Raw genomic sequence first — 26739 nt, forward strand, 5'->3', positions numbered from 1 at the left:
CCGACACGTCGATGGTGACACGGTTCGGTCCGGCCGTCACTCGGGTTTCACGCTCTGTTCCCGGACGGTGTCCCCGGTGCCGCGGGGCATCCCGTGCGGTGCGGCGTACCGGTTCCGCGGGGCGTTCTGGTTCCGGGCCGGTGATTCGGAGCGCCAGTCGGGGTGGCCGGGCATCGGCGGAGTCTTCTGCCGGTACAGCCACGCCTTGAAGAACGCGGAGAGATCACGCCCCGTGGTGGACGACGCCAGCTCGATGAAGTCCGTCGTGGTCGCCGTGCCGTCCCGGTGGATCCGTACCCAGTCCCGTTCCAGGCGCGCGAAGGCTTCCTCGCCGATCTCGTGCCGCAGCGCGTAGAGCACCAGGGCGCTGCCGTCGTACATCACCGGCCGGAACAGACTGATCGGCTGCCCCTCCACCGGCGGTTTCGGGGCCGCCGGGGGGCCGCCCGCCGCCCGCCAGCCGTCGGACTGCTGGTACGCCTCTCGCATCCGGGTCTCCATCGACTTCCCGGCGTGCTCCTGCGCGTAGCGCATCTCGTACCAGGTGGCGTGCCCCTCGTTCAGCCAGAGGTCGGACCACCTGCGCGGGGAGACGCTGTCGCCGAACCACTGGTGGGCCAGCTCATGGACCATGACCGAGTCGACGTACCACTCCGGGTATCCGGGCTCGGTGAACAGGGCCCGCTCGAAGAGCGAGAGGGTCTGTGTCTCCAGTTCGAAGCCGGTGTCGGCGCCCGCGACAAGCACACCGTAGGTCTCGAAGGGGTACGGCCCGACCTGCCGCTCCATCCAGCCGATCTGGCCCGGTGTCTTCTTGAGCCAGGGCTCCAGCTTCTGGCGGTCCGCGGCAGGCACCACGTCCCGCATGGGCAGTCCGCCGGGACCCTGGCGGCGCACCACGGCCGAGTCGCCGATGGAGACCTGGGCCAGTTCGGTGGCCATGGGGTGGTGGGTGCGGTAGGTCCAGGTGGTGATCGCGCCCGCGCGCGCCCTGCCTTCCTGTACGCCGTTGGCCACGGCGGTCAGCCGTGCGGGCGCGGTGATCCGGAAGGTGAAGTAGGCCTTGTCGGCGGGGTGGTCGTTGCCGGGGAAGACGCGGTGCGCGGCGTCGGCCTGGTTGGTCATCGCCAGTCCGTCGGTGGTCCGTACCCAGCCGCCGCGGTCGCCCGTGGGGTCGCTGGTGTGGCTGACGGTGATCCGCATCCGCGAGCCGTCCTCGACCGGCGTGGCGGGGGTGATCACCAGGTCCTCGCCGGCTGTCGCGAAGCGCGCCGTCGCGCCGTTCACCTGGACCGAGCGGACCTTTCCGTGGGTGAAGTCGAGGTTGATCCGCTCCAGCCGCTGGGTCGCCTGTGCGTCGATCTTGGTGACGGCGTCCAGCGGTTTGCGGTTGTCGCCGCCATAGGTGAAGTCGAGGTCGTAGGTGAGTACGTCGTAGCCGGGGTTGCCGAGACTCGGGAAGAGCGGATCGCCGATGCCGAGCGGCTCGGGGGCGGGCAGGGTCGCGGCGACGAGGGTGACCGAGGCGGCGGCCAGCAGGGCGGCGCGCAGTCGGCGGTTGGTGAGCAGCATGATCCACGGCTACCAGCGCCTCCCCGGCGCACCGCGACGGCGCGCTCCGTACCCACCCGAAAGGGGCAGGTCAGAGCGCGGACACGGGCCGGATGCCGAGCGGCGCGCGGTTGACGAAGCCGCCCGGCGGAGCGATCAGGCCGTCGCCGGATGCTGGGCGCGGCTGACGTCGTACACCCCCGGTACGTCGCGCATCGCCCGCATCAGACCGGGCAGGCCCGCCGCGTCCGGCAGCTCCAGCGTGTACGTGTGCCGTACCCGCTGCTCGCTGGGCGGCTCCACGGTGGCGGCGACGATCGCGGCGCCCGCCGTGGCGATGGCCTCCGTGAGATCGGCGAGCAGCCGTGGACGCCCGAAGGACTCGGCGTACAGCGTGACCCGGCACTCCGGGGCGTCTCCCCAGCTCACCGCGACGGGGGCACGGTCGAGGGCGCGCATCCGTTCCACCGCCCGGCACTCCTCCCGGTGGACGGTGACGACACCGCCGCGGACCGCGAAGCCGGTGACCGCGTCCGGCGGTACGGGCGTACAGCAGCCCGCCAGCCGGACCGTCGCGCCCGGCAGATCCACCACGGCGTTGGCGACGTCCCGCCGGCCCGCGCTGACGGCGAGGGCCGCGCGGGGCGTGGCGGCGGGGAGTCCGACCGTTTCCGGGTGCGCCGCGAGCCATCCCGTGATCGCGATCCGGGCAGCGGCGGTACGGGCGTGGCTCAGCCACTCCGGGGAGGGCCCCGAGACGGCGTCCTTGTCGAGCAGCAGCTGGACCGTGTCGCCGTCGCTGAGGACCGTGCTGAGCGTCGCCAGCCGGCCGTTGACGCGCGCCCCGAGGCAGCCGTGGGCGGCCTCGCCGTACTGCGCGTACGCGGCGTCCACGCAGGTCGCCCCGGCAGGCAGTCCGAGCATGCCGCCCTCGGCGCGGAAGACGGTGATCTCCCGGTCCTGAGCGAGGTCGGCGCGGAGCGTCGTCCAGAAGGTGTCCGGGTCGGGCGCCGCCTGCTGCCACTCCAGGAGCCGGGAGAGCCAGCCGGGCCTGGTCGGGTCGGCGCGCTCACCGTCCTGCGGGTCCCCGGCGGACTCCGGCGCGCCACCGGCGGGGGCGGTGGTCCCGGCGGAGGACCCCGTACCGTCCTGCGTTCCGCCGCTCTCGACGGACGCGTACGGATTGCCGAGGGCGACCACCCCGGCCTCGGCGACCTTGTGCATCTGGTGCGTACGGATGAGGACTTCGGCGACCGCCCCGTCAGGGCCCGCGACCGCGGTGTGCAGGGACTGGTACAGGTTGAACTTGGGCGCGGCGATGAAGTCCTTGAACTCGGAGATGACCGGGGTGAAACAGGTGTGCAGCTCGCCCAGGACCGCGTAACAGTCGGCGTCCTCACCGACGAGCACCAGCAGCCGGCCGAAATCCGTGTCGCGCAGTTCGCCGCGTTTCAGCCCGGACCGGTGTACGGAGACGAAGTGCCGTGGCCGTACGAGGACTTCCGCGGCGATGCCCGCCTCGCGCAGCACCCCCCTGACGTCCTCGGAGATGGCCGCGAGCGCGTCGCCCGCGGTGGCGTTGTCGGCGATCAGGGCACGGGTGTGCGCGTACTCCTCGGGATGGAGGATCGCGAAGACCAGATCCTCCAGCTCGGTCTTGAGGGCCTGCACACCGAGGCGTTCGGCGAGCGGGATGAGGACGTCCCGGGTGACCTTGGCGATACGGGCCTGTTTCTCGGGGCGCATCACACCGAGGGTCCGCATGTTGTGCAGCCGGTCCGCGAGCTTGATCGACATGACTCGGACATCGTTGCCAGTGGCGACGAGCATCTTGCGGAAGGTCTCGGGCTCGGCGGCGGCGCCGTAGTCGACCTTCTCCAGTTTGGTGACCCCGTCGACCAGATAGCAGACCTCGTCACCGAACTCCGCGCGCACCTGGTCGAGCGTCACTTCGGTGTCCTCCACGGTGTCGTGGAGGAGAGAGGCCGTCAAGGTCGTGGTCTCGGCGCCCAGTTCGGCCAGGATCAGGGTCACGGCCAGCGGATGCGTGATGTACGGCTCGCCGCTCTTGCGGAACTGCCCGCGGTGCGAGGCCTCGGCGAGGACATACGCCTTGTGCAGCACGCCGAGGTCCGCGTCCGGATGGTGCGCGCGGTGGGCGTCCGCGACATGGCCCATGGCGTCGGGCAGCCTGCCCCTGGAAGTGGGACCGAGTAACGCGGCCCGGCCGATTCTGCGAAGGTCGATCCGGGGAAGGCCGCGTCTGCGACTGATCTGGGCACCAGGGTTGGTGGCCTCTGCACTCATGGGCACCTCCGGCAGCTTCGACCGGCGGTGAAGAGCAAGGGCGCCCTCCGGGCCGGTGCTTGATGCTATCGAGCCCACCACGTGGAGCAGTCCCGCTCCCGCCCGGCGTGAAACGGATCACCCATTCGAGCGAGCTTCAGGGTGTGCGTGTCGCGAAGGCCGTTTCGAGCCAGGCCGGATCGAGGTACCCCTCCGCGACGATGACGGCGGGTCCGGTCATCTCGATCTCGCCGTCCGGGTGCTCCGTGATGACGAGCCGTCCGCCGGGCAGATCCACGGTGTAGGCGACGGGTGCTCCGGTCACCGCGGGGTCGATGCCGTCCCTGCGGGCCGCGGCGACCGCCACGGCGCAGGCGCCCGTACCGCAGGAGCGGGTCTCGCCCGAGCCGCGCTCATGAACGCGCATGGCGACATGGCGCGGGCCGCGGTCGACGACGAATTCGACGTTCACGCCGTCCGGGTAGACGGACGCGGGGCTGACGGGCGGCTCGGCGTACAGATTCCCGGCGTGCGCCAGCTCCTCCACGAACGCGACCGCGTGCGGATTGCCCATGTTGACGTTCCGTGCGGGCCACTCCCGGCCGCCGACGGCCACGGTCACCCCGTCGTCGGGGAGCGCGGCACGCCCCATACGGACCGTGATGTCGCCGTCCTCGGCCCCGGTCACCGGGCGGCCCGCGCTCTTGGCGAGGTGTACGCGCTTCACCCCGCCGCGCGTGGCCACCGCCAGATCGCCCGCCGTCACATGGCCGGCCCGCTGGAGATAGCGGGCGAAGACCCGCACGCCGTTGCCGCACATCTCGGCGACGGATCCGTCCGCGTTGCGGTAGTCCATGAACCACTCCGCCTCGCCGGCCATCGCGCGCGCCTCGGGGTGCGCGGCGGACCGTACGACATGCAGCAGCCCGTCGCCGCCGATGCCGGCCCTGCGGTCGCACAGGGCGGCGACGGCGCGGGCAGGCAGGTCGATGGCGTTGTCCGGGTCGGGGATGATCACGAAGTCGTTCTCGGTCCCGTGTCCCTTGAGGTAGGCGACCGGCGCGGTTTGGGAGGTGCTCACGGGGTCCATCGTACGAGCAGGGACCGACATCACCACCGCGCGGTCAGCGCAGCCGGGCGACCCGCCAGACGGCGAGGGCGACCAGGGCCGCGGCCACGGAGAGGTACAGGGCGATGACCCGCCAGTCGGGGCGTTCGCCGGAGGCGCGGGTCGGCAGCCCCGGCCAGGTGTGGCCGACCCGGCGGGCGGCCATCATGCCCCAGCCCGCCGCGCAGCAGCTGATCAGCAGCCCCAGCATGGCGACGACCGCGCCGCCGTCGCCGGTGCCGAAGGCGAGGGGGAAGGCGAACATCAGGGAGCCGATCGCGGCCAGCCCCACGATCGGGGCGAGCTGCCAGATCCGCATCCGGCGCTGGGGACGCAGTTCGACCTCGACCTCGGGGGTCGTGGTCTCGTCCTCCGGCCCGTCAGGGCTCAGCCCCGGGGAGGCATCCGGGATGTCCGGTGCCGTGGGTTCTCTGTCGCGAGGGCCGGCCTCCATCGCCACGCGCCCTCCCCAATCGGACTTCACTGGTCGATCGATGCCCGATGGTCGATCGATGCTCGATGATGGCACGCCCGGAGGTACCGCAAGGGCGCACAGAGCGTCCCGATGCCATCACGTGATCAGGCTGTGACCGCTCGTTCGACCAACGCCAGGGCCCGGTGCGGCAGTTCCTCCCGGTGCTCCGATCCGCCGCCCAGCCAGTGGACCCGCGCGTCGCGGCGGAACCAGGAGTCCTGCCGGCGCGCGAAGCGTTTGGTGGCGCGGACGGTCTCGGAGCGCGCCTCGTCATCGGTGCACTCCCCCGCGAGCGCCGCGAGCACCTGCTGGTAGCCGAGGGCGCGCGAGGCGGTACGTCCCTCGCGCAGGCCCCGGGCCTCCAGGCCCCGCACCTCGTCCACCAGCCCCGCGTCCCACATCCGGTCCACGCGCCGCGTGATCCGCTCGTCCAGCTCGGGGCGGGCGACATCGACGCCGATCTGCACGGTGTCGTAGACCGAGTCGTGGCCCGGCAGATTGGCGGTGAAGGGCTTGCCGGTGATCTCGATCACCTCAAGCGCCCGGACGATACGGCGGCCGTTGCTCGGCAGGATCGCGCGCCCGGCCTGGGGGTCCGCGGCGGACAGCCGGGCGTGCAGGGCGCCGGACCCGCGCAGGGTGAGCTCGCCCTCCAGCCGGGAGCGCACCTCGGGATCCGTGCCGGGGAAGTCGAGGGCGTCGATGGCACCGCGTACGTACAGTCCCGAGCCGCCCACCAGGACTGGGGTACGGCCCGCGGCGAGCAGCCGGTCGATCTCCGCCCTGGCGAGCCGCTGGTACTCGGCGACGCTGGCCGCCTCGGTGACCTCCCAGATGTCCAGGAGGTGATGCGGGACGCCGGCACGCTCCTCGGTCGTCAGCTTGGCGGTCCCGATATCCATCCCCCGGTAGAGCTGCATGGAGTCGGCATTGACGACCTCACCGTCGAGTTGCCGGGCGAGATGAACGCCCAGATCGGACTTGCCGGCCGCGGTGGGACCGACGACGGCGATGACCCGCGGTGCGGTAGCTGCGCTTCTCACCGCCCCAGTCTCGCAAACACACAGGCCGCTACCCGAATGAGTTACGTGACGGCACACGATCGGCTTCGTTGCCTGTTGCGAGGTTCCCGCCGCCGGTTTTCTGGCCGGTGCCCCTGGGCGGCGCAATGGGACGCTCCGGGCGGCGCGGAATTTCGCCCTCACGAGTAATGTATGGAGAAGTTATGGGTGTTTTTTCACGGTTTCGCCGGAAGTCGGTAGCCGCGTCCGAGGCGTCAATCGCAGCGGCACAGGCCACCACCCCAACGGCCGATCCCGCTGCCGACAACGCTGTCGTGGCGGCGGAGGCCGGATCCGGGGAGACCGGAACGGCGACGGCCGAGCCTGCCGAGAGTGCCGGGCCCGAGACGGCGGCGGCCGAGGGCGTGGAGATCCCGAAGCAGCAGTCGGCGGAGGCCGCGGCGGACAACGAGGCCGGGAAAAGCACCCGCAAGTAGGCTGCAAGTAGGCTGTTGTCCTCTCCGAGGGAAGGTGGCCCATGAGCTTCCTGGATTCATTGAAGGCCAAGATCGGCCCGGCCAAGAACAAGGTCGCTGACCTCGCGCAGCAGCACGGGGACAAGATCGAGCACGGGCTGGAGAAGGCCGCCCGCACGGTCGATCAGAAGACCAAGGGCAAGTACAGCGACAAGATCGACAGCGGGACGGGCAAAGCCAAGGACGCCCTGGGCAAGCTCGCTCACAAGGATGACGGCACTCCCCCGCCGCCACCGCCCGCTTCCTGATCCTCGGCGCACAGTGGCCGGGCACACCGGCCAGGACGGCCGTGAGGCGCTTCGCAGCGCTTCGCGGCCGTCGCTTTTTTGTGCCTGCGGTGTGCGCGCGGACAGGCACCAGGGCCTGTCCGCGAGGATCCTGAAAGTCCCGCGCGACCTCTAGGACCAGGCCGCGACGAGATAGCCCACGCCGTAGGGCGCGTCCTCGTACAGCAGCTCGCCGCCCAGGCCGGCCCCCTCGGCGGCGCCCGCGAGCACCTGCCAGGGCGCCCGGCCCGCCGCCTTGAGTGCGTACGCCAGCTCCGCGTCCAGCGCCTTCAGTGCCGCCACGTCCGCCGTACGCAGGGCCCGGGCCGCCTCCTCGTCGAATCCGGCCGCCCGTTCGTCCAGATATCCCGGCGCCTTCAGGGAGCGGCACGCGCTGGCGTCGCCCATCACCAGCAGCGCCACCCGGCCGGCCCGCGCCGCGAGCTCCCGTCCCGTCCGAAGACACCGCTCGGTGTCGAGGGGTTCCCCCACGCCCAGTCCGCTGACGGGGGCGGCGGCCCAATGGGCCTGTTCGAGGAGCCAGGCGGCCACCGCCAGGGACCCCGGCAGCTCCCGTCCGGGGCTTTCGTCGGCCCCGGCGCGCGCGGCGGCCGTGCCGGCGCCCAGGACGACATCGAGGTCCACGCCGAAGCCGCGGAAAGACCCGGCGGTCCCCGCGGGGTGCTCTCCCCGGCGGTCCCGCTCGGCGGGGCCGACGACGATCAGCCGCTCAGGCCCAGCGGCCGCCAGCACCCCGAGGGCATCGGCACACGCGGCGCGCGCGGCATCGAGCTCGGGGGCTGCTCCGGCGGCCACGGCGGGTACGAGCAGGGGCGGGCTGGGACAGACGGCGGCGGCTACGAGCATGATCCGCAGCCTAGACGAGTCATTCCGGAGTCCCGTCTGCCCGGCCGGACAGGACCTGGGGCCTGTCCGACGCCGCGTCCCGCCCGGCCGCGCCCCCTCACTCGACGGAGCAGCCGCCCGTCACCACCGGCAGCGGGGCCGGCACCCCGACCGTGGGCAGACCCAGCAGCACACCCGCGGGCTTCGCCGCCTCCGTGGCGTTCCGCCGGTCCCAGGCGTCTCCGGCGCGGGTACGGCGTACCTTCCGCGTCGGTCCCTCGGCGAGCAGATGGTGTGGCGCGGCGTAGGTGATCTCGACGGTGACCACATCGCCGGGACGCACCTCCTCGTCCGGCTTGGTGAAGTGGACGAGGCGGTTGTCGGGGGCGCGTCCGGAGAGCCGGTGGGTGGCACCGTCCTTGCGCCCCTCGCCCTCCGCGACCATGATCTCCAGCACCCTGCCGACCTGCGTCTTGTTCTCCTCCCAGGAGATCTCCTCCTGAAGGGCGGACAGCCGCATGTAGCGCTCCTGGACGACCGCCTTGGGGATCTGCCCCTCCATCTCGGCGGCCGGGGTCCCGGGGCGCTTGGAGTACTGGAAGGTGAACGCCTGCGCGAAGCGCGCCTCGCGCACGACCCGCATGGTCTGCTCGAAGTCCTCCTCGGTCTCGCCCGGGAAGCCCACGATGATGTCGGTGGAAATGGCGGCGTGCGGGATGGCGGCGCGCACCTTGTCGATGATGCCGAGATACCGCTCCTGCCGGTACGAGCGGCGCATCGCCTTCAGGATGGTGTCCGAGCCGGACTGGAGCGGCATATGGAGCTGCGGCATCACATTCGGCGTCTCGGCCATCGCCGCGATCACGTCGTCCGTGAAGTCGCGCGGGTGCGGGGAGGTGAAGCGGACCCGCTCCAGTCCCTCGATCGCGCCGCAGGCCCGCAGCAGCTTGGAGAACGCCTCGCGGTCACCGATGTCGGATCCGTACGCGTTGACGTTCTGGCCAAGCAGCGTGATCTCGGAGACCCCTTCGGCGACCAGCGCCTCGATCTCGGCCAGGATGTCGCCGGGGCGGCGGTCCTTCTCCTTGCCGCGCAGCGCGGGGACGATGCAGAAGGTGCAGGTGTTGTTGCAGCCGACGGAGATGGACACCCACGCGGCGTAGGCGGACTCGCGGCGGGTCGGCAGCGTGGAGGGGAAGGCCTCCAGCGACTCGGCGATCTCGACCTGGGCCTCTTCCTGGACCCGCACGCGCTCCAGGAGCACCGGCAGCTTGCCGATGTTGTGCGTACCGAACACGACGTCGACCCAGGGGGCGCGCCTCACGATGGTGTCGCGGTCCTTCTGCGCGAGACAGCCGCCGACGGCGATCTGCATGCCCGGCCGCTTGGTCTTCATCGGCGCGAGCCGGCCGAGGTTGCCGTACAGCTTGTTGTCGGCGTTCTCCCGCACCGCGCAGGTGTTGAAGACAACGACATCGGCGTCGCCGTCGGCGCCCTCGGGCGCGCGGACGTATCCGGCGTCCTCCAGCAGACCCGACAGCCGCTCGGAGTCGTGGACATTCATCTGGCACCCGTAGGTGCGTACCTCGTAAGTCTTCTCGCTCATCTCGCCCACCAGGGTACGGGGTCGGCCGGGACGGCTGCCCGGGGATTCCGCGGAGACCGTGCGGGCGGAAGACAGACCGTGGCGGGCAGAAGACAAGGCCTGGCCATTACGGGGAGTGAGCTGACAGGATCGTGGCATGTTCGGCCCTACGTCCCGTATCGGCCGCGGTCGCGCCCTCCAGGGAGCCGCCGCGGTGCTGGTGCTGCTCGGGCTGCTGCTGTGGTGGCTGCTCCCGTTCGGGACGTCCACGCCGAGCGGGTCGGTCACGTTCAGCACGGGCGTGACGAGCGGGGTCTACCAGCGGTACGGAACGCTCCTGAAGCAGGATCTCGCCCGCGATCTGCCGGAGGTGTCGATACAGCTCCGTACCAGCGAGGGCTCTCAGCAGAACCTCGCGCGGGTGGCCACGGGCGAAGCCGATTTCACGATCGCCACCGCCGACGCCGTCGCCAAGTACCAGAAGGACAACAAGCCGGGCGCGGACCGGCTGCGCGGGTGCGCGCGGCTGTACGACGACTATGTGCAGCTGGTCGCCGCGAAGGACTCGGACATCCGCTCCACCGCCGATCTGCGTGGCAAGAAGGTGGGTGTGGGCCAGGAGGGTTCGGGGGTGCGGCTGATAGCGGACCGGCTGCTGGCCGCCGCGGATCTCGACCCGCGGAAGGACATCGTTCCGTTCTCGGTCGGGATCGACACGATGCCGGGCCTTCTCGAACGGGGCGAGCTGGACGCCTTCTTCTGGTCGGGCGGGTTGCCCACCGGCGCGGTACAGGACCTGTCGGAGCGCTTCGGCATACGGCTGGTGCCGCTGGAGTCCACGCTGGTCGACCGGCTGCATGCCTCGGGCGAGGCCGCGTCCCGCTACTACCGCTCCGCGGTGATACCCGCCGACGCCTACGGCAAGGCGCAGAACGGCACGGCCGTACCGACGGTGGCGGTGGCGAATCTGCTGGTGACCACCGACCGGATGAGCGCCGGGCTCACGGAGGGCTTCACCCGCACGGTGATCGACAGCCGGGACCGGATCGGCGACGAGGTGCATCCCGCGCAGCTGGTGGATCTGCGGACCGCTATTTATACGGACCCGCTGCCGCTGCATGAGGGCGCCAAGCGGTACTACCGGTCGGAGAAGCCATAACCCGTCGGCCGGGCACGCTCCTGATCAGGACGTCGGGGAAGATCTCGGGACGCTGAGCGTGACCCGGAGTCCGCCCGGTTCACCGTGTCCGTAGGTGATCGAGCCGCCGCCGGCCGCGAGCAGGGCCCGGGTGATCGACAGGCCGAGGCCCGATCCCTTGATGTTCTGGTGACGGTTGCTGCGCCAGAAGCGGTCCCCGATCCTGGCGAGCTCGTCATCGGTGAGACCGGGGCCGCCGTCGTTGATGACGATCTTCGAGGTCGTGCTGTCGCGGGCCACCGCGACCGTGACCTCTTCGCCGGCCGGGGTGAACTTGAGCGCGTTGTCGATCACGGCGTCCAGGGCGCTGGAGAGCGCGATGGGGTCGGTCCAGGCCGTGACCGCCGCGCGGTGCTCCGTGAGCCTGACGCCCTTCTCCTCGGCGAGGGCCCGCCAGGCGGCGACCCGCTCGGCCGCCACCTCACCGATGTCGGTGAGCCGCAGATCCGCGGCGGCGTGCTCGGCAAGTGCCAGGTCCAGCAGATCGTCGAGGACCTGCGCGAGGCGCTTGCCCTCCGTCCTTACGGAGGCGATCTCCTCGTTCCCCTCGGGCAGTTCGAGGCTGAGCAGTTCGATACGGAGCAGCAGGGCGGCGAGCGGATTGCGCAGCTGATGCGAGGCGTCCGCGACAAAGGCGCGCTGCTGCTCCAGCACATCCTCGACGTTGTCGGCCATCTCGTTGAAGGAGCTGGCCAGCCGGCGCAGCTCGGGCGGTCCGCCGGCCGCCGCGACCCGGGAGTTCATCCGGCCGGTGGCGATGTCGTGGGTGGCCGCGTCCAGCACCCGTACCGGACGGAGCACCCACCCGGTCAGCCGGATCGCGGCTCCGACGGCGAGCAGCATGGCCGCCACCTCACCCGCGGCGATGATCAGCCAGCCGTGGAGGATGCGCGAACGCATCTGGCCGGTCGGTGAGTCGGTCACCACCACGGCGACGACGTCTCCGTCCCGTACGACCGGCGAGTCGACGATCAGCCGGCCGTTCTGCCAGGGCCAGACCTGCTCGGGGTCGCCGCTGCGCCGGCCGAGCAGCGCCTCCTCGAAGGACTGCCGGGCCGGGCCCTCCGCGGGGACGCTCCAGCCCTCCGGGGCGCGGGCCATGACGCCGTTGTCGCGGTAGAAGACGCCGGCCCTGACCCCGTACACCTCGTAGTACCTGGTCAGTTCCGCCTCCAGCATCGCGCGCCGCTCCTGGGTGCCCGAGCGGCTCTCGGAGACGAACTGGGCCAGAGCGGCGACCCGCGCGGTGTCGTCGATCCGGTCGACGACGACGCGCTGCTGCTCGGCGGCGGCGAGACTCACGGCGAGCGGGAAGCCCAGGGCGAGGAGAACGCCCGCCATGAGGATGATGAGCAGTGGAAGCAGTCGGGTGCGCACGGGGCGTTACGGACCCTGGTGTGCGCCGGGGACGACCAGGCGGTAGCCGACGCCCCGGACGGTCTCGATCAGCGCCGGCATGCCGAGCTTGCCGCGCAGGGAGGCCACATGGACCTCCAGCGTGCGGCCCGTACCTTCCCAACTGGTGCGCCAGACCTCGCTGATGATCTGTTCGCGGCCGAACACCACACCGGGGCGCTGGGCGAGCAGGGCGAGCAGATCGAACTCCTTGCGGGTCAGCTGGACGGCCGTACCGTCCACGCTCACGCGCCGGGTGGACAGTTCGAGGCTGAGGCGCCCGAGCCGCTGGGCACCGCCGGTGGCCGGGGCCGGCTCGTCCCCGCTCACGGTGCGCCGGCTGACGGCATGGATACGGGCGAGCAGTTCGCCGGTGTCGTACGGCTTGACCACGTAGTCGTCGGCGCCGAGGTTGAGGCCATGGATCCGGGAGCGGACATCGGCCCGCGCGGTCACCATGATCACCGGGGTCGAGGTGATCCTGCGGATCTTGCCGCAGACCTGGTAGCCGTCCTGGTCGGGCAGACCGAGGTCGAGCAGGACGACCGAGAACGGCACCTTGCCCACGTTGGCCGCGGGCAGCACCGCCTGAAGCGCCTCCTCACCGCTGCGGGCATGTACGACCTGGAATCCATGCTTGGCGAGCACGGCCGACAGGGCGGCGGCCACATGGTCGTCGTCCTCCACGAGCAGCAGTCTCACGGGCCCCCTTCACGGTCACGGTTCGGGTCGCGACGTCGGTCGCGCCGATTACGTCGTTGTTTATGCGCTGTTAGTACGTACCAGGCATCCACGCCGATCGCGCACGGTCAGTCAAGGGTCTTCCCGTTACGCCAAGGTTTCCGTTACCCACCCGGTACTCCCCCCACCGTCCTGTTCACGCGGAGTGTCCGGTTGCGGCCGGATCGTTATGCTCAATTTCCGCTCAGATGTAATGACGCTGATCGCAGTGCGTGACTAAGGTCCTCCCAACCGAGGAGGACGGAGCAAAAAGCCGATGAGCGGAGTGTCAGTGACCAAGGGCGCCGAGGACGCCGTGCCTGCGACGGGCGACCTGGTCGTACTGAGCAACGTGAACAAGCACTTCGGCGCGCTGCATGTGCTCCAGGACATCGACCTGACCATCGCCCGTGGCGAGGTCGTGGTCGTCATCGGGCCCTCCGGGTCCGGCAAGTCCACACTGTGCCGCACCATCAACCGCCTGGAGACGATCGATTCGGGCGCGATCACGATCGACGGCAAGCCGCTGCCGGAGGAGGGCAGGGAGCTCGCCCGGCTGCGCGCCGATGTCGGCATGGTCTTCCAGTCGTTCAACCTCTTCGCACACAAGACGGTGCTGGAGAACGTCACGCTGGGCCAGATCAAGGTCCGCAAGTCGGGCAAGGCGGAAGCCGAGGAGAAGGCGCGCGCGCTGCTGGACCGCGTGGGCGTCGGCTCGCAGGCCGACAAGTACCCGGCGCAGCTCTCGGGTGGCCAGCAGCAGCGAGTCGCTATCGCGCGGGCCCTGGCGATGGGCCCGAAGGTCATGCTCTTCGACGAGCCGACCTCCGCGCTCGACCCCGAGATGATCAATGAAGTGCTTGAGGTCATGCAGCAGTTGGCGCGCGACGGAATGACGATGGTCGTCGTCACCCATGAGATGGGTTTCGCGCGCTCCGCGGCGAACCGGGTCGTCTTCATGGCGGACGGCCGGATCATCGAACAGGCCACGCCCGACGAGTTCTTCAGCAACCCACGCAGCGACCGCGCCAAGGACTTCCTGTCGAAGATCCTGCATCACTGACCGGCGCTCTGGACACGGATCTCTCACACAGATCTTCCACCGGACCGTTCACACGGCTCATCACGGCTCTTCTTACGGTTCCGCCGAGCGCGGCGGAACCGGTTCGTTCACGTCTCACCCGAGGGAAGTTCACGCATGAAGCTTCGCAAGGCAAGCGCCGCGGCTGCCGCCGTTGTCGTCCTCTCCCTGACCGCGACCGCCTGCGGCGGCGACAGCGGTGACAGCGCCGACGGTGGCGGTGGCGGCGACAAGATCACCATCGGTATCAAGTTCGACCAGCCCGGCCTCGGTCTGAAGAAGCCCGACGGTACGTTCGCGGGCTTCGACGTCGATGTCGCGACCTATGTCGCGAAGGAACTGGGCTTCGACGCCAAGAACATCGAATGGAAGCAGGCTCCCAGCGCCGAGCGCGAGAACCTGATCTCCAACGGAGACGTGAAGTTCGTCGCCGCCAGCTACACGATCAACGACGAGCGCAAGAAGAAGGTCGACTTCGCCGGCCCGTACTTCCTCGCCCACCAGGATCTGCTGGTCCGCGCGGACGACTCCTCCATCACCAAGGCCGCGGACCTGAACTCCAAGAAGCTCTGTTCGGTCACCGGCTCCACCTCGGCGCAGAACATCAAGGACGAGCTCGCGCCGAAGGCGGACCTCCAGGAGTTCGGCGGCTACTCCGAGTGCCTGACCGGCCTGGAGAACAAGGCCGTTGACGCCCTGACCACGGACGACTCCATCCTCGCGGGCTATGCCTCGCAGCAGGAGCACCAGGGCAAGTTCAAGCTCACGGGCCTCAAGCTCAGCGACGAGCCCTACGGCATCGGCCTCAAGAAGGGCGACACCGATCTTCAGAAGAAGATCAACGACGCGCTGACCAAGATGGTGTCGGACGGTTCCTGGCAGAAGGCCGTGACCGCCAACTTCGGTCCGGCCAACTACAAGAACGAGCCTGCCCCGAAGATCGACGCAACGAGCTGAGAGAAGCAGTGACGCGCCGCCGGCCGGGCCGGCGGCGCGTACCGACCAGCAAACCAGGGGAGAGCGCGGGGCATCGTGTTCGACTTTCTTGATTCCGGGCAGTATGACCTGCTCGGCGCCTTCTGGGTGACGGTGCAGCTCACCCTCTATTCCGCGGTGGGTTCCCTGATTTGGGGAACGCTGCTGGCCGGGATGCGTGTCAGTCCCGTACCACTCATGCGTGCCTTCGGTACCGCGTACGTCAATCTCGTCCGTAACACCCCGCTGACCGTCGTTCTCGTCGGCTGTTCGCTGGGGCTCGGCCAGACCCTCCAGATCACGCTCGGCGGCGGGGACTTCAAGTCCATCGGCTTCCGGCTGGCCGTACTGGGCCTGATCGCCTACACCGGCACCTTCGTCTGCGAGTCCCTGCGCTCCGGCATCAACACCGTGCCCGTCGGGCAGGCGGAGGCCGCCCGCGCGCTGGGGCTGAGCTTCTTCCAGGTGCTGACCCTGATCGTGCTGCCCCAGGCGTTCCGCTCCGTGGTGGCGCCGCTGGCGAACGTACTGATCGCGCTGACGAAGAACACGACGGTCGCCGCGGCCATCGGGGTCGCGGAAGCCTCGGCACTGATGAAGACAATGATCGAGAACGAGACCAGCGCGCTCTTCGCCGTCTTCGCGGTGATCGCCTTCGGCTTCATCGTTCTCACCCTCCCGACCGGCCTGATTCTGGGCTGGGTCAGCAAGCGCGTGGCGGTGAAGCGATGAGTGACACGTCCGTCCTGTACGACACCCCGGGTGCCCGCGCCAAGCGGCGCAACGTCATCTACACGATCGTGTTCCTGGTGGTCTTCGCGCTCGCCGCGTGGTGGGTGCTGGCCACCATGGCCGAGAAGGAACAGCTCGCGTCCGAGAAGTGGAGCCCGTTCGTCACGGACTCCGAGGTCTGGACGACGTATCTGCTGCCCGGGCTCGGGGAGACCCTCAAGGCCGCGGCCCTCTCCGTCGTGATAGCCCTGCCGTTCGGCGCGCTGCTCGGCATCGGCCGGCTCTCCGACCACGCGTGGGTACGGGTTCCGGCCGGCGTGGTCGTGGAGTTCTTCCGCTCCATCCCGGTCCTGATCATGATGGTGTTCGCCAGCGCGCTGTACGTGCAGTTCAGTGATGTCTCGTCGGACATCAGGCCGCTGTACGCCGTGGTGACGGGCCTGGTGCTCTACAACGCCTCGGTCATCGCCGAGATCGTCCGGGCCGGCATCCTCACGCTGCCGAGCGGCCAGACCGACGCCGCGAAGGCGATCGGGATGCGCAAGGGCCAGACCATGTCGTACGTCCTGCTGCCGCAGGCCGTGACGGCGATGCTGCCGTCCCTGGTCAGCCAGCTCGTCGTCATCGTCAAGGACACCGCGCTGGGCGGCGCGCTCCTCGGTCTGTCCGAACTGCTCTCGCAGAACCGCGCGATCACCGCGAACTACGGCGCCAACACCATCGCCACGCTCGTCGTCATCGCACTGATCTACATCGTGCTGAACTTCATCCTCACCACCTTCGCCGGGTGGCTGGAGAAGCGGCTGCGCCGGGGCAAGAAGAGCACCGGCGCGGTTCTCGGAGCCGGAGAGCCGCATCTGGCCTACGGCCCGGGGCACACCATGGACGGCGGCAACGCTTCCGCCTGAGGCAGGCGGGACAGGCGGGACAGGCGGGTACGCACCACTCAGCCCGTCGCTTGACGCGGGCACCCCCAGTGGGTTGCATACGTTCTGTGATCACGCACCGGGCTCCTACCGCCCTTGACCGTATGACCGCACGGGCCGTCGGGGTCGCGCCGTGGACCCGGTGATCGTCGCCGGCGCGGGCCCCGTCGGTCTCGCGCTGTCTCTGGCGCTCGCCGCGCAGGGTGTCCCCTCCGTCGTCCTGGACGAGGGGACCGGTACGGACGAACCGCGTCCGGCCCGTACCGCGATACTGCGGCCCGACACCGCCGCCCTGCTGGCCCGGCTGGGCTGCACCACCCTCGGTGATGAGGGCGCGCGCTGGGTCGGCTGGCGTCTGATGCGGCGCAAGCAGCTGATGCGGGAGCTGCCGCTCGGCGAGGGCGGCGCCCCCGCGCCCCTGCACATCCCCCAGCACGCCCTCTCGCGCGGGCTGCGCAGCGCCATCGCCGGCCAGGAGCTGGTGCGCGTGGTCACCGGCGACCGGCTCGACTCACTGGAGCAGGACGACCGCGGGGTCACCGTGCACACCCAGGGCCCCGGGGCGACCTGGTGGCGCGGCAGCCATCTGGTGGGGTGCGACGGCGCCAGGTCCACGGTCCGCAAGCTGCTCGGCATCCGCTTTCCCGGGCGTACGGCGGTGGAGCGGCACGCCGTCGCCGCGCTCCGCGCCGAACTGCCCTGGCCGGGCGAGGCGCTGCTGCACCGGCAGCCGCCCTGGTCCGGCGGCGGCGAGGAGGTGTCCGCCAGGCCGCTGGCGGACGGTGTGTGGCGGCTCGACTGGCTGCTGCCCTCCCGGGGCGAACTGGTCACGCCCGAAGCGCTGGTGACGCGGTTACGGGACACCCTGGCCGGCTGGTGCGGCGAGACACCGCCGTACGAACTGCTCGACACGGGCGTCTACACCCTGCATCACCGGCTGGCCAGTCGCTGGCGCGCCGGACGGGCCTTCCTCGCCGGGGACGCGGCCCATCTGCTGGGCGCGGTGGGCACCCAGGGGCTCGACGAAGGGCTGCGGGACGTCGGCAACCTCGCCTGGAAGATCGCCGAGGACTGGCACCACGGGGCATCGGAGACCCTGCTGGACAGCTACCAGGCGGAGCGGCGCACGGCCGTCGCCGCCCGGCTGCGCGCGGCCGATCAGTCGCTGCCGATACTGCGGGGCGGCGGGCTGCGTACGTACATGCCGGGCGCCACGCGCGGGCACGACACGTTGCTCGCCGACGGGCATCTGGGGCACGGACCATTGGGGGCACCTCCCGCCTATCCGCACTCCCCCCTCGCGCCTCCGTACGCCGAGGCGCAGACGGCTGTCGGTACGCCCCCCGGCGCCCCCGTCGAGGACGTACGGGTGACCGTGCCCGACGGTAGGACCGTACGGCTCGGGGACCGGCTCGGCCTCGGCCTGCATCTGGTGGTGCTGGTCGCGCCGGGCACCGGGGTGTGGGAGCGGCGGCACTGGCTGACGGCGGGGGTGATGCCGCGGCTGGCCGCGGCGGTGACCGCCCTGCCGGTACGGGCCGAGCTGCTGGTCACGGAGGCGTACCCGGGAGCCTCCGCGCACACTGTGCTGCTGGTACGGCCGGACGGGCATCTGGTGGCGGCCTTCGGTGGTGTGCGCCCCGCCGACCTCTACGCGGCGGCGGACGCGGCGCGCGGAGGCAGTCCTTCCGCGCCGTCGGAGGTTCGCGCGGACGCCCCCTGACCACACTGCGAACATCGATTGACCGCCGCGGGCTCACATGGTGTACTCCGGAACGTGACCGACACCGATGTGCGCCTGTGGCGGAGAGTCCATATGGACTTGCTCCGCTATGCGGGCTGCGTGTGTCGCCCGTCCTGCTGATTCGCCCTCTTTCTTCACACGCTCGTCGCGCGTCGCCGCGACGGCACCTCTTCGCGAACATCTCAGGACGGTCACCATGTCACTACCTGTACGTACCTCCGCGTCCGGCAGCACCGGCGCCGCCGCTGATACCGGCCGCGGTGCCGCGACGCCCTCGGCCGCCGGGCCCACCCCCGCGGAACTGCTCGACTTCGTCCGCGGGAGCGCGGCCGACACCGACCTGATCTCCTCGCTCCCGCTGGACCCGGAGGGCCGTACGTGGATCCGGCTCAACGGTCCCGCGGGCAGCGAGGCGTGGCTGATCGGCTGGCCGCCCGGCACGGGAACCGGCTGGCACGACCACGGCGGCTCGCACGGCGCGTTCGCCACCGCGTCGGGCACCCTCAAGGAGGACTCGCTCGCGGCCCGGCTGCCCACCGAGGGGTGGAAGACCCTGGAACTGGCCGAAGGCGTCGACCGCGAGCGGCAGTTGACGGCCGGCGAGGGCCGGGCGTTCGGCAGGCACCATGTGCACGAGGTGCGCAACGAGTCCGGTACCGAGCACGCCGTCTCCGTACACGCCTACTATCCGCCGCTGCCGCTGATGCGGCGCTACAGCCGAACGGGCGCTGTGCTCCGCCTTGAGCAGGTCGAGCGTCCCGAGGAGTGGCAGTGACGGACCGGGCCATGACCGAGCACGCGGGGAACGAGCCCGTAGGGATTGGGCCCGTGGGGATCGCGCCCGTGGGGAACGAGCCCGTGGGGATAGATGAGCTGCTGGAACGGGTGCGTGAGGACCTGGACCGAATAGGGCCGAGGGAAGCGGCCGAGGCCGCCGCGGACGGCGCGCTGCTGGTGGACATCCGGTACGCGGCGCTGCGCGAGCGCGACGGGCTGATCCCGGGGGCGCTGGTCGTCGAGCGCAATGAGCTGGAGTGGCGGCTCGACCCCCAGGGCAGCCATCGCGCGCGAGAGGCCACGAGCCACGATCTGCGGGTGGTGGTGATCTGCAATGAGGGGTACGCGTCGAGCCTCGCGGCGGTGTCCCTGCGGCAGCTGGGGCTGCACCGCGCGACCGACCTCGTCGGGGGTTTCCAGGCGTGGAAGGCCGAGGGCCTGCCGGTTGTCACAGCGGAGGACGGCGCGGCGGCCGGGGACATGGCGTAGGCGTCCGGCATAGACATCCAGGTCCTGTCCGGTCGGACAGGACCTGAGCCCTGTCCGACAACTGATTCACGACGCATGGCCCGCACACTCGCCGCGTTGTCGTGCCTGACAGGACCTAGTAGAGGCCCTCATCCAGCCCCTCCGTGTCCTCCCCCTCCTCCTCCAGTGCCTGACGGACCACCCGGAGCGCCATGCCCTCCGGATAGCCCTTGCGGGCCAGCATGCCCGCGAGCCTGCGAAGCCTTCTGTCGCGCTCCATACCTCGGGTGGCACGGAGCTTGCGGGCGACCAGCTCTCGGGCGGTCGCCTCCTCCTGGTCGGAGTCCAGCTGCCCGACGGCCTCGTCGATCAGGGTGGCGTCCACTCCTTTCGTACGCAGCTCACGGGCAAGCGCACGCCGGGCCAGACCCCGGCCGTGGTGCCGGGACTCCACCCAGGCGTCCGCGAACGCCGCGTCGTCGATCAGCCCCACGTCCTCGAAGCGGGAGAGCACCTCCTGCGCCACGTCCTCGGGGATCTCCCGCTTGGCCAGCGCGTCCGCCAGCTGTTTGCGGGTACGGGGGGTTCCGGTGAGCAGGCGCAGACAGATCGCCCGCGCCCGCTCCGCCGGATCCTGGGGCGACAGCTCCTGCCCGGCCCTCGACGGGTCGGAGCTGTCGCCCGGCCTTTCCGTCCGCCGCCTCTTCTCGTAAGGCACGGGACGAACTAACTCTTGGCCGTGGCCGCCTTGGCCGACTTGGCTTTGGAGGCGGGAGCGGGCACGGACTTGGCCGGGTCCTCCGCGGGCGCCGGAGCACCCGCCGCGTCCGCCGCGGGCTCGGCCGTCGCCGCGTCCGGCCGCACGCCGACGCCCAGCTTCTCCAGGATCTTCTTCTCGATCTCATTGGCGAGATCGGGGTTGTCCTTGAGGAAGTTGCGCGCGTTCTCCTTGCCCTGGCCGAGCTGGTCGCCCTCGTACGTGTACCAGGCGCCGGCCTTCCGTACGAAGCCGTGCTCCACGCCCATGTCGATCAGGCCGCCCTCGCGGCTGATGCCCTGGCCGTAGAGGATGTCGAACTCCGCCTGCTTGAAGGGCGGCGCGACCTTGTTCTTGACGACCTTGACGCGGGTGCGGTTGCCGACGGCGTCGGTGCCGTCCTTCAGGGTCTCGATACGGCGGATGTCGAGACGCACCGAGGCGTAGAACTTGAGCGCACGGCCACCCGTCGTGGTCTCCGGCGAACCGAACATCACGCCGATCTTCTCGCGGAGCTGGTTGATGAAGATCGCGGTGGTCTTGGACTGGTTGAGCGCGCTGGTGATCTTCCGGAGGGCCTGGCTCATCAGCCGCGCCTGGAGACCGACGTGCGAGTCGCCCATCTCGCCCTCGATTTCCGCGCGCGGCACCAGAGCGGCGACGGAGTCGATGACGATGAGGTCGAGCGCGCCGGAGCGGACCAGCATGTCCACGATTTCGAGTGCCTGCTCGCCGTTGTCCGGCTGGGACAGGATCAGATTGTCGATGTCGACGCCGAGCTTCTTCGCGTACTCGGGGTCGAGGGCGTGCTCGGCGTCCACGAAGGCCACCGCGCCGCCGGCCCGCTGCGCGTTCGCCACCGCGTGCAGCGTCAGGGTCGTCTTTCCGGAGGACTCGGGCCCGTACACCTCCACCACACGGCCGCGCGGCAGGCCGCCGACGCCGAGCGCGACGTCGAGCGCGGTCGACCCGGTGGGGATGACCTCGATGGGTTCGTTCGGCCGCTCACCGAGGCGCATCACCGCGCCCTTCCCGAATTGCCGTTCAATTTGTGCGAGAGCGGCGTCGAGCGCCTTCTCGCGGTCGGTTCCTGCCATGGGTTCCACCCGATTTGCTTGAGTCGATCGCTTCACGTCAAAGACGCTATCCCCTGCCACTGACAACGCGTCCCGACGCCCTCCCGGACCTGTGGATAACTCCGCCGGCCAACCTCTCCGGACACCCCACGGCACCACACCTCCGACCGGCCCCGGGAAGCACCGGCAGTCATCCATGAGAATGGATGTTCGATTTTACTGTCAAGCGCACCACGCGCCGGATCCGTCCGTGAGAGCGGCATCGCCGAGCGCCCGGTGGGCACCTTCCGGCAGCCTCGTCGGCCGCGGGGCGATGGGCGCGTACGGCTCCGGCACATGAGCCGAGTCACTCAAAACCCGCCACCACGGGCGAAACCCGGTAGCTGTCCGGTCCCGGCTTCCATACGTTCGGCCGCATGGCTGACGACTGCTTCGCGCATCCACGGCTCGCCGCGATCTACGATCCGCTCGACCCCGACCGCAGCGATCTTGACGCATATCTCCGGATCGCAGCAGAGTTCAAGACACGCCGAGTGCTGGACATCGGCTGCGGCACAGGGGTGTTCGCCCTTCTCCTGGCCGACCGCGGGATCGAGGCCGTCGGGGTCGATCCCGCACTGGCGTCCATCGACGTCGCGCGGGCCAAACCGGGCAGTGAGCGAGTGCGCTGGATCCACGGTGATGCGACAGACCTCCCGCCACTGCGGGTTGAACTCGCGACAATGACAGCGAACGTTGCCCAGGCCATCGTTGATCCGCAGACGTGGCGGAAGACGCTACAGGGAGCCCACGAAGCACTACGGCCCGGCGGGCATCTGGTCTTCGAGACCCGCGATCCAGCCGGACACGCCTGGGAAGAGTGGACCCGCGAGAACTCCTACCGCGTGACGGAGATCCCAGGCGTCGGCTCCGTCGAGAGCTGGGTCCAGCTGATCGAGGTGAGCCTGCCTCTGGTGACGTTCCGCTGGACCTACGGGTTCGCAGCGGACGGGCAGGTGCTGACGTCGGATTCGACCTTGCGTTTCCGAGGGCGGGAGGAAGTCGAGCGGGACCTGGTCGCGCACGGCTACGTGGTGGAGGAAGTCCGCGATGCGCCCGACCGGCCAGGAAGAGAGTTCGTCTTCCTGGCGCGACGTCCGTGACAACTGTGTTCCGCCACCCGCTTGGAACAGCTCATTGACACCGGACCAGGGCCGCCTGCCATGGAAGTCGGACTGACGGCGCGGAGAGGGCACACCCGCCTGCGGTTTCCGCCTGTTTCGTCTCTCAGTGTCCGCCCAGCCCCGGGAGGCAGGTCCCGTCGGCTGTGCGGCCGACGACCTCCGCATCGGCTTGGCCCGTACTGTCGACCGCGCCGTTGACGCACACCCGGCCCTCGCCTCCGCCGACCAGCACATCGCGAAGGGGTCCGGAAACGTCCCCTCGTATTTCGATCTGTTCCTGTCGCACCCCCAGGGCACCGGCGGCCACGACGCGGAGATCACCTTCCGTCGTCCCGGCGCTCACGAGCTTCCCCAGGGCTGCGGCCAGCGCCTCCGCCCTCGGCGCCGCCTCTCCCTTCTGTTCTGGGGTAATCGACATCGGCTCGCGGTATCCGTGGTTCTCCGCCAACCGCTCGTTCCAGTCGAGCGTGATGCATGGAGAGGGCGTCGCCCGCCGCTCCTCGGGAAGCGGACAGTAGCCCTTCGCGGCCGAGGAGGCCGTCGGTTCCGGACGACCGACCGCGCGCGGATCGGCTGCCGGATCGGCGCATCCGGCCGTCACGACAGCGGCCAGGACCAGGAAAGGGACAGCAGCGAGTCGGTGCGGGGGTCGTCTCTCTGGCATGACCCGCATCATGCCGGGTTCATGTACTTCTGTATTCCCTTTCGAGGACCGGATGCGGCGCTGTCATGCGCTACGTCCCGGCGCCGCCCTGATCGGGAGCGGTTCGCGCCAGTTGTCCGGGGCCCAGGCGGCCCTGCCGGGGTCCCGGGCCACCACGAACGCGGCATGCGGTCGGATCCGATCTCCTCGGTCATTGAGTACGACATTGCTCACGACACCTCCGCGACTCATAGCTAGGTTTCGATATGGCCGCGCCAGACGCGGAGCCGAATTCCCAATGAGCCGGCCGGAATTGCTTTGGAGGATGCGGCTGCGCACTGTTCCTGGCACGACCCGCCAAAAAATCTCGTCGCGTATTTCTTCTCTATTGGAGGACAGATCCATGCACGACCGTCTCAACCCGGTCCGCCGGGGCGCCGTCCTGCTGGTCACCGGCCTGCTCGCGACGCTCGGCCTGATCGCCACCGGGTCACCGGCCAGCGCCGGCCCGATAGCCTGCAACAACATGAACAGCTTCACGCTGGTCTTTCGCACCGGAGGCGACGACCTTCGCGGCAACAGCGAGGTAATGCCCTATCTGACGACCCGGTTCGGCGACGTCGAACTGGGGCATTTCAACGGCGGTTTCGGCAACAACTCCACCAGCACCAAGGTGGTGGGCCTCGCCAACCTCAACTGGACTGTCAACTCGTGTGACGTGACCGGTTTGAAGCTCCGAATGGTCTCGCACAACGGCGCCTTCCAGACCGACGACAACTGGAACATGGACGCGGTCACGATGTACGGCTACGGAAACAACGGGGCGTACAGCTACTACTTCAACGCCTCCGGCGCACCGCTCAAGCGCTTCACGGGCAGCAGCCAGTGGTGGTCGATGCTGGGCTGACGGCTGACCGGGTTCTACCCGCTGACGACGGTGGGGGAGTGACGGGATCCCGTCACTCCCCCACCGTCCCAGTTTTCCTGCCGACCGTGCCGGCGAGACCGGTCCGGCACGCGATGCGGGAGCTGCCACGGCGATCAGCGAAAAGAACTTCACCACGGGAGTGGACGCGGTCGCACCCCTGGCGGGCGGCGCCGCCCGGACCTCGATCCCCGCATGGCGATTCACCCGTTTCACCACCTTCGTTAACAAAATATCCACCGGGACTTCACAACTGACTTGCCTACAGAACCCACGGACGGATACACCTACCCTGACGACCTGGGGAGGGCGTCATCGCTGGGGGGGCAGTTCCATCACCATGCGGGTGCGGTTCCATCACTTGGGGGCAGTTCCCGTCGCGCCATGCGCCGACGGCGCTCCAACGACGATTCCAGTGGTGCGACACCACATGACGCCCCGCGCCCCGCGCACCGCCGTACTCGGCGTGTGCCGCCGCTGATCCCCGGGCCTCTTCACACCTCACTGGAGGCAGCATCATGTCCATCCACGCAAGACCCGGGGCCGAGTGGCCCCGCAGGATCGCCCGCTCGGCCGTGCTCGGCTGCGCCGGGCTGCTGGTGAGCGGTTCGCTGATGGTCACCACGGCCTCGGCGGCCGATACGCCGGACACCGGACCGCACGGCGCCGTCACCCTCCCTGTTCCGCCTTCCACCCGGCCCACCTTCAGCGTCCCGGGCCGCGACACCGCGGACACCGCCAAGGGCCAGGACCGCCGTCTCGCCGCCGGCCGGGCCGCGGCGGGCACCCCCGCGCAGCGCGCCGACATGGACGGCGACGGCTACGGCGATCTGGTGTACCGCACCGACTACGGCGAGGTCTGGGCCGACTGGGGCTCCGACGGCGCGGCCGTGATCTCCGCGGACGACTCCCAGGTCAAGGACCTGCTGCTGCCCGGCGACCTCACCGGCGACGGCAAGGCCGACCTGCTCACCGTGACGCCCACCGGCTCCCTGCGGCTGCACAGTGGGGCGAACTCCACCCTCTACGGCGGGATGACCTCGTACACCACGCTCAGCACTGGCTGGCAGAAGTACGACAAGCTGGTCGTCCCCGGCGATCTGACCGGTGACGGTACGCCGGACCTGCTGGCCCGCAGTTCCTCGGGACTGTTCCTCTTCCCCGGCACCGGTAAGGGGTTCAAGGCCGGGATCCAGGTGGGTGGCGCCGGCTGGAGCCAGTTCGACCAGTTGGTCGGCGTGGACGATGTCAACGGCGACGGTCTGGCCGATCTCGTCGCGCGCAACGCGACCGGGCTGTACGTCTACCCCGGCAACGGAAGCGGCACCGGCTACCCCTTCAAGGACCGGATCCAGATCGGCGGAGCCGGCTGGAGCCAGTACAACCAGTTGGTCGGTGGCACGGACTACAGCGGGAACGGCACCCCTGACCTGGTGGCCCGCGCGTACGACGGCACCCTCTACTTCTACGAGGGCAACGGCAACGGCACGTTCGCCGCCCGGGAGCAGATCGGTACGGGCTGGGGACTGGTGACCCAGTTCGCGGGCGCGGGCAACCGGCCGCACTTCGGCAAGGCCGGCGTCTTCGCCCGTACCTCCGGCGGCACGCTCTACTACTACGGCACCACCGGCACCGGCCGGCTCACCTCGAAGTACCTGATCGGCGACGGCTGGGACCGCTCGCAGGTGCGGCTGACCCACGCGGTGTCGCTGCGCGCGAATGGCAGTTCGGACCTGATCGAGCACGGCACGTACGACGGCCATCTGTACAACGCCGGTGCCTATGCCTCGTCCGACCCCGAGATCGCGGGCGGCTCGAAGTCGTACAACCTTGTCATCGGCCCGGGGGATCTCGACGGGGACGGCAAGAGCGATCTGCTGGCCCGTAGCTCCACCGCGCTCTACTTCTACGCGGGCAGCGGTACGGGGATGTCGTTGAAGGGCCGCGTCCAGATCGGTGGCAGCGGCTGGTCGCAGTTCAACAAGATCGTCGGCGCGGGTGACTTCACCGGCGACGGCCGCGCCGATCTCCTCGCGCGCAGCTCCAGCGGCCTGTACCTGTATGCCGGTACGGGCAAGGCCGGTTCACCGTTCGGCGCGAAGGCGCAGGTCGGCGGCGCGGGCTGGAGCCAGTACAAGAACATCGCGGCCCCCGGTGACCTCAACGGCGACGGCGTCGCCGACCTGCTGGCCTCCAACTCGGCGGGCGAGCTGTACTTCTACGCGGGCACCGGCAAGGCGTCCGCGCCCCTGAAGGCCCGGGTGAAGATCGGCAGCGGCGGCTGGAACCAGTACGCCGACCTGCTCTGAGCATCCGAACCCCTCGGGGGTCGCGAGACCTCTCGGGCGTCGCGAACCCTCCGGACGCTCGCGGTCGCTCGTTCCGGGCGCCTCAGCCGGTGCACCACACCCGCGGGGGGGCCCCGCCCCCCCCAAGGGTGCGGCGGGCGCGGGGCGGCCGCCCCCCGGGCCCCGGGTGGTAAAAAAAAAAACCACCCCACCACAC

At 70.0% G+C, this 26739-nt stretch carries 25 protein-coding genes and 1 pseudogene; 14 read left to right on the forward strand and 12 right to left on the reverse strand.

Going from position 1 to position 26739, the window contains the following annotated elements:
- Positions 1–36: 36 nt before the first annotated feature.
- From ACFRMN_RS30130 to miaA, 5 genes are all read right to left on the reverse strand, one after another.
- Positions 37–1572 (reverse strand): M1 family metallopeptidase, encoded by a 1536-nt coding sequence (locus ACFRMN_RS30130; RefSeq protein WP_383025277.1) that lies wholly within the window; start codon positions 1570–1572, stop codon positions 37–39.
- 135 nt (positions 1573–1707) lie between these two features.
- Entirely contained in the window at positions 1708–3858 is a 2151-nt protein-coding gene (locus ACFRMN_RS30135) for a RelA/SpoT family protein (protein ID WP_383025279.1), read from the reverse strand.
- Positions 3859–3994: 136 nt separating this feature from the next.
- A complete protein-coding gene (gene dapF, locus ACFRMN_RS30140; protein WP_383025282.1) occupies positions 3995–4927 on the reverse strand; it encodes a diaminopimelate epimerase in 933 nt (310 codons plus the stop codon).
- A 34-nt stretch (positions 4928–4961) separates the two neighbouring features.
- A complete protein-coding gene (locus ACFRMN_RS30145) occupies positions 4962–5399 on the reverse strand; it encodes a hypothetical protein (protein ID WP_383025369.1) in 438 nt (145 codons plus the stop codon).
- A gap of 125 nt (positions 5400–5524) precedes the next feature.
- Positions 5525–6463, reverse strand: coding sequence for a tRNA (adenosine(37)-N6)-dimethylallyltransferase MiaA (gene miaA, locus ACFRMN_RS30150; protein WP_383025285.1), 939 nt, complete (start codon positions 6461–6463; stop codon positions 5525–5527).
- A gap of 293 nt (positions 6464–6756) precedes the next feature.
- Here miaA and ACFRMN_RS30155 point away from each other — a divergent pair, with 293 nt between their 5' ends.
- A complete protein-coding gene (locus ACFRMN_RS30155; RefSeq protein ID WP_383025288.1) occupies positions 6757–6918 on the forward strand; it encodes a gliding motility protein in 162 nt (53 codons plus the stop codon).
- A 41-nt stretch (positions 6919–6959) separates the two neighbouring features.
- On the forward strand, positions 6960–7205 hold the full coding sequence (locus tag ACFRMN_RS30160) for an antitoxin (protein ID WP_365751150.1): 246 nt from the start codon (positions 6960–6962) through the stop codon (positions 7203–7205).
- A 150-nt stretch (positions 7206–7355) separates the two neighbouring features.
- Here the strand turns inward: ACFRMN_RS30160 and ACFRMN_RS30165 are convergent, their stop codons facing one another.
- Positions 7356–8090, reverse strand: coding sequence for a hypothetical protein (locus tag ACFRMN_RS30165; RefSeq protein ID WP_383025291.1), 735 nt, complete (start codon positions 8088–8090; stop codon positions 7356–7358).
- A gap of 97 nt (positions 8091–8187) precedes the next feature.
- Positions 8188–9675: a tRNA (N6-isopentenyl adenosine(37)-C2)-methylthiotransferase MiaB gene (gene miaB, locus ACFRMN_RS30170; protein ID WP_383025295.1), complete on the reverse strand. Its 1488-nt coding sequence runs from the start codon at positions 9673–9675 to the stop codon at positions 8188–8190.
- A 136-nt stretch (positions 9676–9811) separates the two neighbouring features.
- Here miaB and ACFRMN_RS30175 point away from each other — a divergent pair, with 136 nt between their 5' ends.
- Positions 9812–10813 (forward strand): TAXI family TRAP transporter solute-binding subunit, encoded by a 1002-nt coding sequence (locus ACFRMN_RS30175; protein ID WP_383025298.1) that lies wholly within the window; start codon positions 9812–9814, stop codon positions 10811–10813.
- Positions 10814–10837: 24 nt separating this feature from the next.
- On the opposite strand, the gene ACFRMN_RS30180 is transcribed toward ACFRMN_RS30175, so the two are convergent.
- Positions 10838–12229, reverse strand: coding sequence for a sensor histidine kinase (locus ACFRMN_RS30180; protein WP_383025301.1), 1392 nt, complete (start codon positions 12227–12229; stop codon positions 10838–10840).
- Positions 12230–12235: 6 nt separating this feature from the next.
- Positions 12236–12949 carry a response regulator transcription factor gene (locus ACFRMN_RS30185; RefSeq protein WP_383025304.1) on the reverse strand — a complete coding sequence of 238 codons (714 nt, stop codon included), beginning with the start codon at positions 12947–12949 and terminating at the stop codon, positions 12236–12238.
- A 295-nt stretch (positions 12950–13244) separates the two neighbouring features.
- On the opposite strand from ACFRMN_RS30185, the gene ACFRMN_RS30190 reads away from it, so the two are divergent.
- The 8 genes from ACFRMN_RS30190 (at position 13245) to ACFRMN_RS30225 (ending at position 19691) form a co-directional block, all read left to right on the forward strand.
- Positions 13245–14030 (forward strand): amino acid ABC transporter ATP-binding protein, encoded by a 786-nt coding sequence (locus ACFRMN_RS30190; RefSeq protein WP_383025307.1) that lies wholly within the window; start codon positions 13245–13247, stop codon positions 14028–14030.
- A gap of 135 nt (positions 14031–14165) precedes the next feature.
- Positions 14166–15005, forward strand: a complete 840-nt coding sequence (locus tag ACFRMN_RS30195) for a glutamate ABC transporter substrate-binding protein (RefSeq protein ID WP_383025309.1) — start codon at positions 14166–14168, stop codon at positions 15003–15005.
- A gap of 75 nt (positions 15006–15080) precedes the next feature.
- Positions 15081–15755 (forward strand): amino acid ABC transporter permease, encoded by a 675-nt coding sequence (locus ACFRMN_RS30200; protein WP_383025312.1) that lies wholly within the window; start codon positions 15081–15083, stop codon positions 15753–15755.
- The gene (locus ACFRMN_RS30205) at positions 15752–16663 is read left to right on the forward strand and encodes an amino acid ABC transporter permease (protein WP_383025314.1); all 912 of its coding nucleotides are present in this window, start codon (positions 15752–15754) and stop codon (positions 16661–16663) included. The genes ACFRMN_RS30200 and ACFRMN_RS30205 overlap by 4 nt, the downstream gene beginning before the upstream one ends.
- 151 nt (positions 16664–16814) lie before the next feature.
- Positions 16815–18404 (forward strand): FAD-dependent monooxygenase, encoded by a 1590-nt coding sequence (locus ACFRMN_RS30210; protein WP_383025316.1) that lies wholly within the window; start codon positions 16815–16817, stop codon positions 18402–18404.
- Between the two features lie 69 nt (positions 18405–18473).
- On the forward strand, positions 18474–18545 hold the full coding sequence (locus ACFRMN_RS30215; protein WP_310851512.1) for a putative leader peptide: 72 nt from the start codon (positions 18474–18476) through the stop codon (positions 18543–18545).
- Between the two features lie 76 nt (positions 18546–18621).
- Positions 18622–19200 carry a cysteine dioxygenase gene (locus ACFRMN_RS30220; RefSeq protein WP_383025319.1) on the forward strand — a complete coding sequence of 193 codons (579 nt, stop codon included), beginning with the start codon at positions 18622–18624 and terminating at the stop codon, positions 19198–19200.
- Between the two features lie 11 nt (positions 19201–19211).
- Positions 19212–19691 carry a rhodanese-like domain-containing protein gene (locus ACFRMN_RS30225; RefSeq protein ID WP_383025372.1) on the forward strand — a complete coding sequence of 160 codons (480 nt, stop codon included), beginning with the start codon at positions 19212–19214 and terminating at the stop codon, positions 19689–19691.
- 115 nt (positions 19692–19806) lie between these two features.
- Here ACFRMN_RS30225 and recX read toward each other — a convergent pair.
- Positions 19807–20490 (reverse strand): annotated as a pseudogene (gene recX, locus ACFRMN_RS30230) (recombination regulator RecX); the annotation flags it as partial.
- Complete coding sequence (gene recA / locus ACFRMN_RS30235) at positions 20397–21524, reverse strand: recombinase RecA (protein WP_365751163.1); 1128 nt, start codon at positions 21522–21524, stop codon at positions 20397–20399. The pseudogene recX and the gene recA, both read right to left, overlap by 94 nt.
- A 395-nt stretch (positions 21525–21919) precedes the next feature.
- Between recA and ACFRMN_RS30240 the strand changes: the two genes are divergently transcribed.
- On the forward strand, positions 21920–22645 hold the full coding sequence (locus tag ACFRMN_RS30240; RefSeq protein WP_383025321.1) for a class I SAM-dependent methyltransferase: 726 nt from the start codon (positions 21920–21922) through the stop codon (positions 22643–22645).
- 124 nt (positions 22646–22769) lie between these two features.
- On the opposite strand, the gene ACFRMN_RS30245 is transcribed toward ACFRMN_RS30240, so the two are convergent.
- Complete coding sequence (locus ACFRMN_RS30245; RefSeq protein ID WP_383025324.1) at positions 22770–23330, reverse strand: precorrin-3B C(17)-methyltransferase; 561 nt, start codon at positions 23328–23330, stop codon at positions 22770–22772.
- 382 nt (positions 23331–23712) lie between these two features.
- On the opposite strand from ACFRMN_RS30245, the gene ACFRMN_RS30250 reads away from it, so the two are divergent.
- Positions 23713–24216 carry a hypothetical protein gene (locus ACFRMN_RS30250; protein ID WP_383025327.1) on the forward strand — a complete coding sequence of 168 codons (504 nt, stop codon included), beginning with the start codon at positions 23713–23715 and terminating at the stop codon, positions 24214–24216.
- 536 nt (positions 24217–24752) lie between these two features.
- Positions 24753–26543 (forward strand): FG-GAP repeat domain-containing protein, encoded by a 1791-nt coding sequence (locus ACFRMN_RS30255; RefSeq protein ID WP_383025330.1) that lies wholly within the window; start codon positions 24753–24755, stop codon positions 26541–26543.
- The last annotated feature ends 196 nt before the right edge of the window (positions 26544–26739 follow it).

The organism is Streptomyces sp. NPDC056835 (assembly GCF_042789485.1).
Taxonomy (GTDB): Bacteria; Actinomycetota; Actinomycetes; order Streptomycetales; family Streptomycetaceae; genus Streptomyces.